Here is an 8231-nt window from a genome sequence, read left to right on the forward strand (position 1 = left end):
GCACAACTCGAAGTGCCCATCATCACCACCATCATCGGCGAAGGCGGCTCCGGCGGCGCGCTGGCGATCAGCGTGGGCGACCAGGTGCTGATGCTGCAGTTCTCGGTCTACTCGGTGATCTCGCCCGAAGGTTGCGCGTCGATCCTATGGAAGACCGCCGAGCGTGCGTCCGATGCGGCTGAGGCGCTGGGCATCACCGCACACCGCCTGAAGGCGTTGGGCCTGATCGACAAGATCGTCAACGAGCCGGTGGGCGGCGCCCACCGAGACCCGAAGCAGATGGCCGCGCAACTGAAACGTGGCCTGGTCGACGCGTTGCGCCAGGTGGCTGACCTCAACACCGCCGACCTGCTGGAGCGCCGCTACCAGCGCCTGAAGAGCTACGGTCGGTTCACCGACACGACGGCGCGCTGAGCGCGAGCACGTCGACGCGGGAATGAGCCGCGCCGAGCCTCGCGTCGTGGCGGTGGCCGCCAGCGGCGGCCGAGACTCCACCGCGTTGCTGCACGCCACTGCGCGTGCGACGCAAGGTCAGGGCATCGAGGTMGTGGCACTGCATGTGCACCACGGTCTGAATCCGGCCGCCGACGGCTGGCAACTGCACCTGCAGCGGCAGTGCGCGCGCTGGGCCCGCGCGGGCCTGCCGGTGCGTTTCATCACAACGAGATTGGCCGGTGCTCCGGCGCGCGGCGAAAGTATCGAAGCCTGGGCTCGCCGCGGGCGCTACGCCGCACTCGCGCAAATGGCGCGTGAGGCCGGAGCGCATGTGGTCCTGCTGGCCCATCACCGACGCGACCAGGCCGAGACGCTGTTGCTGCAAGCCCTGCGTGGCGCTGGTCCTGCAGGCCTGGCAGCGATGCCGCGCGAAGCCGAGCGCGAAGGCCTGCTGTGGTGCCGACCGTGGCTCGACCAACCGGCCGCGGCGATCGAGGCCTACATCGCCCGCTACCGGCTCACCCACATCGACGACGACAGCAACCAGGACACACGCTTCGACCGCAACCGGCTGCGGCACGACGTGTGGCCGGCGCTGCTCGCGGCCTTTCCGCAGGCGGAAGCGGCATTGGCTCAGGCGGCACGGCTGACTCAGCAGGCCGCGGAGTTGGTCGATGAGGTGGCGAGTGCCGATCTCGCAGCACTGCAGGACGCTCCGGGTACCGGGATCAGCGTGGCGGCGTGGATGGCGCTGTCGACGGCTCGGCGGGCGGCGGTGCTTCGCCACTGGCTTCGGCCGGCGGTGGAAGAGGGTGTTCGTGAGACGCTGATCGAGCGCTTGCTCGCCGAATTGCCACGTGCTCGCTCGGCGCGTTGGCCCGTGGACGCATCGTCTGAACTGCGCCTGTACCGTGGGCATCTGGCGTTGGCAAGCCTGGCGCCGCCCACAGCACCGACGAACCCGACACCGGTTCGGCTCGACCAGCCCGGCCGAACCGAACTGCCTGCTTGGGGCGGCACGCTCGAACTGGTGCCGGTGGAGCAGGGCGGCGTATCGCTCGCGTTGCTGGCCCACGCCGGCTTGCGTGAGCGCCAACCCGGCGACCAGTTCCAACTCGCCCCGCGCGGCACGGCGCGCAGCCTGAAGAAGCAGTTCCAGACGCTTGGCGTGCCCGCCTGGCAGCGCCACGGCCCGATCGCGGCCGTTACTGATCACGTGATCTTCGTACCCGGCCTGGGCATCGATGCCCGGGCGTTGGCCGCCCCGGGCGAGCCGCAACTGGCGATCCGCTGGGAACCGGCGGCATAGTTTCGGCGCAGCCTTCGCCAGCCGCGAAGCCCGGTTTTCTTGTTGGTGACGTCTTAGGGATTGCTGCAGCGCAGCAGCTAAACTCAGCGGGTTTGCGCTGTTGCTTTTTGTGGCGGCGCTGCGGCCGCAGCCCTGCGGCATTCCCGATTGTGAAACTCCAGCGAGCACTCTCGACAAGGCCATGGCACTGATCGTTCACAAGTACGGCGGCACCTCGATGGGGTCGACCGAGCGCATCCGCAACGTGGCCAAGCGGGTCKCCAAATGGGCGCGCGCCGGCCACCAGATGGTGGTGGTGCCCTCGGCCATGAGCGGCGAAACCAACCGCCTGCTCGGCCTGGCCAAAGAGGTGGCGCCCGCCAGCCACAGCCCGGCTGTGCTGCGCGAAATGGACATGATCGCCTGTACCGGCGAGCAGGTCTCGGTCGGTCTGCTGTCGCTGGCCCTGCAGGCCGAAGGCATGGAAGCCGTCAGCTACAACGGCTGGCAGGTGCCGATCAAGACCGACTCGGCCTACACCAAGGCGCGCATCCAGAGCATCGACGACGCCCGCGTGCGCGCCGACCTGAGCGCCGGCAAAGTGGTCATCATCACCGGCTTCCAGGGTGTCGACGAAGACCTGAACATCACGACGCTGGGCCGAGGTGGCTCGGACACATCCGCCGTGGCCGTGGCCGCTGCGATGAAAGCCGCCGAGTGCCTGATCYACACCGATGTGGACGGTGTCTACACCACCGATCCGCGCGTGGTGCCCGAAGCGCGCCGCCTGCACACCATCACCTTCGAAGAGATGTTGGAGATGGCCAGCCTCGGCTCCAAGGTGCTGCAGATCCGCTCGGTGGAATTTGCCGGCAAGTACCGGGTGCCGCTGCGCGTGTTGTCCAGCTTCACGCCCTGGGACATCGACATCAACGAGGAAGCCAAGTCCGGCACCCTGATCACTTTCGAGGAAGACGTCAAGATGGAACAAGCCGTTGTCTCCGGCATCGCCTTCAACCGCGATGAGGCCAAGGTCACCGTGATGGGCGTGCCCGACAAGCCCGGCATCGCGTATCAGATCCTCGGCGAAGTGGCCGACGCGAACATCGACGTCGACGTGATCATCCAGAACGTCTCGCACGACGGCAAGACCGACTTCTCGTTCACCGTGCACCGCAACGACTACCAGCGCACGATGGACCTGCTGAAGAACAAGGTGCAGCCGGCCACCGGCGCGGCCACCGTCATCGGTGACCCGAAGATCTGCAAGGTCTCGATCGTCGGCATCGGCATGCGCAGCCACGTGGGCGTGGCGAGCAAGATGTTCCGCGCGCTGAGCGAAGAGGGCATCAACATCCAGATGATCAGCACCAGCGAGATCAAGACCTCGGTCGTGATCGACGAGAAGTACATGGAGCTGGCCGTGCGCGCGCTGCACAAGGTGTTCGAACTCGACGGTCCGACGGCAGTCGCCACGTCGTCCGACGAGGAATAAGCGCAACGATCTGCAGCGGGCGGCAAAAACGCCCAATCATCAGGCTAGAATGCTGGCTTCGGCTGGAGACGTGACCGAGTGGCCGAAGGTGCTCCCCTGCTAAGGGAGTATGGGGCTTAAAACTCCATCAAGGGTTCGAATCCCTTCGTCTCCGCCACCAAAACGACGAGGGGCGCCAGGTTTACTTGGCGCCCCTTTTGTCTTCCTGGGGACTGCGAAGCACCTGCCATGCTGTTGCCCATCGACCCTTGGTTCACCAGCGCGGTGGCGGCAGATGTGTGGTCGGCTTCGCGCGCTGATGGCGAGGCCATCGYCGTGCGGCAAGCGCAACGCTTGCGCGCCTTGTTGACCGCTGCGACCAAGGGCTCGCGTCTGTTCCGAGAGTCCTTGGGCAATGCCCCCGCAGCAGCGGATGCAAGACTGCAAGACCTGCCGGTGACTCGCAAGGCCGAGTTGATGCGCCACTTTGACGACTGGGTGACCGACCCGGCGCTGAAGCTGAACGAGGTCCAGCGCTTCATGCGCGACAGCACCCAGGTCGGCGAGTCGTACCTGGGCCGCTTCACCGTGTGGGAAAGCTCGGGCAGCACCGGCGAGCCGGGCGTCTTCGTGCAAGACCGGCATGCCATGGGTGTCTACGACGCGCTGGAAAGCGTGCGCCGCCCAGCCCCCACGCTCTGGCACCGCCTGCTGGACCCGTGGCTGATGAGCGAGCGCATCGTCTTCGTCGGCGCGATCGGCGGCCACTTCGCCAGCGTCGTGTCGATGGAGCGCCTGCGGCGCCTGAGCCCGATGCTCGCACCCCGACTGCACTGCGTGTCGTTTCTGCGGCCTCTCGACGAGTTGCTGGCTGAAGTCCAGGCGCTGCGGCCGACCGTGCTGGCCAGCTACCCCAGCGCTGCGCTGCTGTTGGCTCAGGCGCAGGAAGAGGGGCGGCTGAAGCTGGCCCTGCGCGAAATCTGGACCGGCGGCGAGACGCTGACGCCGGCCATGCGGCGCGGCATCGAACGGGGTTTCAGCTGCGGTGTGCGCAACAGCTACGGCGCGTCCGAGTTCCTGCCGATGGCGGGCGAATGCAGCCAAGGTCGGCTGCACCTGAACAGCGACTGGTTGATCCTCGAACCGGTAGACGAACATGGGCGGCCCGTGCCGCCAGGCCATGCCAGCGCGACCACCTTGCTGACCAATCTGGCGAACCACGTCCAGCCGCTGGTCCGCTACGACCTGGGCGACCAGGTGCAGCTGGCTGCGGCACCGTGCGCCTGCGGCTCGCACCTGCCGGTGATCGACGTCCAGGGCCGGCGCGACGACACGCTGCGGCTGGCCGGCCGCGGCCGGCGGCGCGTGCCGGTGTTGCCGTTGGCGATCAGCACGGTGCTGGAAGAAGAAGCCGGCCTGTTCGACTTTCAGCTGCGGCAGCAGGGCCCGTCTGAACTGACGCTCTCCACCGCGCGCGGTGGCGCCGAGGTCACACAGCAGCTGCGGGTTGCCCGCAAGGCGCTGGAGACCTTCCTGGCGGCCCAGGGTGTGCCGGAGGTGCAGATCCATTGCCACAGCCACCAGGCCGGTAAGCGGGGCCGCAGCGGCAAGGTCTTGCGGGTCCTGGCCACGCCGTCGCGCTGAAGCCGGCTGGGCCAGCCAGCGAATAACCACGACGCCACCAGCAAGCCGCTTGTGCCGCGCCGGGCACAGGTCTACCGTGCACAGCACGCGGCAGGAGGGATCTTTGCTGCGCGCTGCCGGGCAGGGGCCGCGGGCCTGCGCCGGGCAGTTGCTGTTGCCGCGGCACAGGAGCACAACATGCTTGGTGAAAAGATCGGCGAAGGCGTAGGCAAGGTCATCTCTCAGCGCGTGCTACCGAACCCCGGCGGCCCGCCGACGATGGAAACCTCGTTCCAGAGCACCGGCAAGCTGATGGGCTTGACCACGACGGAGACCGGCACCTACATCGCCGCGCTGCGCGCCGACGGCACACTCTTTGGCCAAGGCCAGGGCATCGTGATGGGCGACAAGGGCGAAACCGCCACCTGGACTGGCCAGGGCGTCGGCCTGCTGCAGAAGGACGGCAGCATCAAGTACCGCGGCGCCATCTACTTCGACAGCAAGTCACCGACGTTCTCGAAACTGACCAGCATCGCCGGCCTGTTCGAGTACGAAGTCGATGCCCAGGGGCATACGAAGGGGCAGCTGTTTGAGTGGAAGTGAGGGGGTGAGGGTCGAAGCAGCTGAATTGCCGTCCAAAATTCGGTATATTTTCACGACTTGCGGCCGGAGTGCGCTAAACCGTTGAACAGATCAATGGCACTGCGCATTCTGCGCTGCTTCGACGCAGACAGGAGCACTTAGACTCCGCTCCGCGTTCCGAACGATAAGACTCAATCGAGGGAGAGTGAGCATGCACGCTGACATGGCGCTGCAAATGCTGGGGGACCTTTTCTGGACCGGGCTGCTGGTGTGCGCTCCGGTGCTCGGCCTGACGATGCTCGTGGGTTTGCTCATCAGCATCCTTCAAGTGGTCACCCAAGTTCAGGAAATGTCATTGACTTTCGTGCCGAAGCTGGTCGTCGCTGCGGCGACGCTGGTCGTCTTCGGCCCGTGGATGCTGAGAACCTTGTCTGCGTTCTCAGTCCGGCTTTGGGCCGGAATCCCGGCAATGTTCTAACCGAGAGTGGTTTCTAGATGCCGGGCTTGGACATCGGTTGGCTGGTTGCTGCGCTGCTGCTTTCGGTGCGCCTCGGAACGCTGGTTCTGATGGCCCCACCGCTGGGCGGCGCCATGGTGCCGCCATCGGTTCGTGTGGCAGTTGTGCTCGGCTGGGCGGCTGTGCTGGCCCTCGGCACTGTCCATGGAGCGCCTACCTGGCCGACGAGCAGCGAGCTGCTGGCGTCGTGCTTCAGTGAAGCGGCGCTCGGAGCCGCGATGGCGTTGGGCGTGAATATGGCTTTTGCCATCTTTGCGGTTGGAGCGCGGTTGATCGACGTGCAGATCGGCTTCGGGATGGGCCAGGTCTTCGATCCGATGACGCGGCAGCAGCAGCCGGTGCTCAGCGCAGTGTTCACGCAGCTAGCGTTGGTCGGCTTCTTCCTGCTCGATGCACACCATGGGCTGCTGCGTGGCATCGCGCTGAGCATCGAATCCGTCCCGGCCGGCCAGGCGTGGTCCATGGTGGCCATGCTGCCGGCGGTCGCGCGCCAAGCGGGCCAGATGTTCAGTCTCGGCTTCGCGATGGTCGCCCCGGTCGTCTTCTGCCTGACGCTGGTCGAACTGGGCCTGGGTGTGTTGTCGCGCAACCTGCCGCAAATGAACACCCTGGTGGTCGGCGTGCCGATCAAGGTGGTCGTCGGCCTGAGTGCGCTGGCCATGTGGGCGACCGTCGGTGGTCCTTCAATGGCCAGGGCCTACACCACCGGCTTTGCGATGTGGGGAGCGCTCTGGCTATGAGCAGCGAGCAGGACTTCGACCGGAATGAAGACGCGACGCCTCACAAACTGTCCGAGGCGCGCAAGCGCGGCCAAGTGGCCAAGAGCGCGGACCTGGTTGGCGCGCTGGTTCTGACGGCGGCCAGCATTCTGCTGTACAGCAACGCCTGGGGCGACCTGATCGAGCTCTTCAAGCTCGACCGCCACCTGCTTGGCTTTGCCAAGGCCTCGGCCAGCCAGACCGATTCGGGCTGGCGCTTGGTCGATCTGTGCGCGCACGTGTTGCACCTGGGCCTGGGCCTGGTGCTGCCGGCCATGGCGGCCGTGATGATCGTGGCGGTGCTCGCGAACATGGCGCAGACGGGCGGTCCGGTGTGGTCCTGGCATCCGATCAAGCCCGACTGGCAGCGCTTGAACCCGATGACCGGCTTCAAGCGCGTCATGTCCTTGCGCACACTGTTCGATGCCTTCAAGGCCATCCTCAAGCTGGTGATCCTGACGGTGGTCATCGTGGTCACGCTCAAGGCGATGCTGCCGCAGTTCGACCAGCTCGTCGGCCTGACCTCCTACGGCTATGTGGGTCTGCTGATGCGCGATGTGTCGTCGCTGGCGATCCGGATCGCCTTCGTGCTTTGCCTGATTGCCTTGCTTGACGTCGTCTTCACCAGGCGCGAGTTCGCCAAGAATATGCGCATGAGCCGACGCGAGATGCGCGACGAGACGAAGAACCGCGAAGGTGACCCCCGCATCCGCCAGCGGATGAGGGAGCTGCGTCGCGAGATGCTCAAGCGTAGCCTGGCGGTCAAACGGACCGCGCAAGCGGACGTACTGATCACGAATCCCACCCATATCGCTGTCGCGCTGCGCTATCGGCACGGCGAAATGGCGGCGCCGGTGCTGGTAAGCAAGGGCGCGGGCGCGCTGGCGGCCGTCATGCGCGCCATCGCCGCCAGGCACCGGATCCCGGTGCTGCGCAGTCCCGCATTGGCCAGAGCGCTGCATGCGAAGACCGGCATCGACGCGACCATTCCTACCGAGTTCTATGCGGATGTGGCGCGCCTGATGGTCTGGGTGATTGCGATGAAGAAGGCTCGGATGGGCGTGAAGGAAAGTTTGGCATGACCGCGCAAGCAGTCTCGAAGTCGCCGTGGGGGCGACACAGCGACGTGGCGATGGTGGCGCTCGTGATGGGCGTCCTGGTCGTGCTTTTCACGCCCATTCCGTCGGCCATCCTCGATTTCCTAATCCTGTCGAACTTCAGCTTTGCCTTCCTGATTCTGCTGCTGACGTTCTACATGGCCCGGCCGGTCGAGTTCTCGACCTTCCCGTCGCTGTTGCTGATCGCGACCCTGTTCAGGCTGTCCTTGAACGTCGCTGCGACACGGCTGATTCTGTCCCAGGCCGACGCCGGCAAGGTGATCGCTGCCATCGGCTCGTACGTGGTGGGCGGCAATTACGTCATCGGCCTGATCGTCTTCCTCATCCTGATCGTGGTGCAGTACGTCGTCGTCACGAACGGCGCGCAACGTGTGTCCGAGGTCGCCGCGCGGTTCACGCTGGACAGCATGCCCGGCCAGCAGATGAGCATCGATGC

The 8231-nt window shown here is 65.9% G+C and carries 8 protein-coding genes, 1 tRNA gene and 1 pseudogene; all 10 read left to right on the forward strand.

All coding sequences use genetic code 11. From position 1 onward, the window contains the following. A pseudogene (locus AC1DYI_RS20640) lies at positions 1–414 on the forward strand (acetyl-CoA carboxylase carboxyl transferase subunit alpha); the annotation flags it as partial. A gap of 22 nt (positions 415–436) precedes the next feature. After that, complete coding sequence (gene tilS, locus AC1DYI_RS20645; RefSeq protein ID WP_477206007.1) at positions 437–1744, forward strand: tRNA lysidine(34) synthetase TilS; 1308 nt, start codon at positions 437–439, stop codon at positions 1742–1744. 181 nt (positions 1745–1925) lie between these two features. Beyond that, a complete protein-coding gene (locus AC1DYI_RS20650; protein WP_477206008.1) occupies positions 1926–3218 on the forward strand; it encodes an aspartate kinase in 1293 nt (430 codons plus the stop codon). Between the two features lie 64 nt (positions 3219–3282). Then, positions 3283–3375 (forward strand) — tRNA-Ser (locus AC1DYI_RS20655). A 71-nt stretch (positions 3376–3446) separates the two neighbouring features. Next, complete coding sequence (locus AC1DYI_RS20660) at positions 3447–4841, forward strand: phenylacetate--CoA ligase family protein (protein WP_477206009.1); 1395 nt, start codon at positions 3447–3449, stop codon at positions 4839–4841. Positions 4842–5018: 177 nt separating this feature from the next. Beyond that, positions 5019–5423 carry a hypothetical protein gene (locus AC1DYI_RS20665; RefSeq protein ID WP_477206010.1) on the forward strand — a complete coding sequence of 135 codons (405 nt, stop codon included), beginning with the start codon at positions 5019–5021 and terminating at the stop codon, positions 5421–5423. 190 nt (positions 5424–5613) lie between these two features. Continuing rightward, on the forward strand, positions 5614–5880 hold the full coding sequence (locus tag AC1DYI_RS20670; RefSeq protein WP_477206011.1) for a flagellar biosynthetic protein FliQ: 267 nt from the start codon (positions 5614–5616) through the stop codon (positions 5878–5880). A 17-nt stretch (positions 5881–5897) separates the two neighbouring features. Continuing rightward, complete coding sequence (locus AC1DYI_RS20675) at positions 5898–6659, forward strand: flagellar biosynthetic protein FliR (RefSeq protein WP_477206012.1); 762 nt, start codon at positions 5898–5900, stop codon at positions 6657–6659. Then, complete coding sequence (locus AC1DYI_RS20680; RefSeq protein WP_477206013.1) at positions 6656–7759, forward strand: EscU/YscU/HrcU family type III secretion system export apparatus switch protein; 1104 nt, start codon at positions 6656–6658, stop codon at positions 7757–7759. Before AC1DYI_RS20675 ends, AC1DYI_RS20680 begins: the two co-directional genes overlap by 4 nt. Further along, a partial coding sequence (locus AC1DYI_RS20685; RefSeq protein WP_477206014.1) for an FHIPEP family type III secretion protein occupies positions 7756–8231 on the forward strand: 476 nt, incomplete at its 3' end. The genes AC1DYI_RS20680 and AC1DYI_RS20685, both read left to right, overlap by 4 nt.

This window comes from Ideonella sp. P3_A4, assembly GCF_056403075.1.

Bases quoted from the DNA above. Each gene is read 5' to 3' on its own strand.
- AC1DYI_RS20665 (WP_477206010.1), top strand. From the start codon at position 5,019: ATGCTTGGTGAAAAGATCGGCGAAGGCGTAGGCAAGGTCATCTCTCAG.
- AC1DYI_RS20670 (WP_477206011.1), top strand. From the start codon at position 5,614: ATGCACGCTGACATGGCGCTGCAAATGCTGGGGGACCTTTTCTGGACC.
- AC1DYI_RS20675 (WP_477206012.1), top strand. From the start codon at position 5,898: ATGCCGGGCTTGGACATCGGTTGGCTGGTTGCTGCGCTGCTGCTTTCG.
- AC1DYI_RS20680 (WP_477206013.1), top strand. From the start codon at position 6,656: ATGAGCAGCGAGCAGGACTTCGACCGGAATGAAGACGCGACGCCTCAC.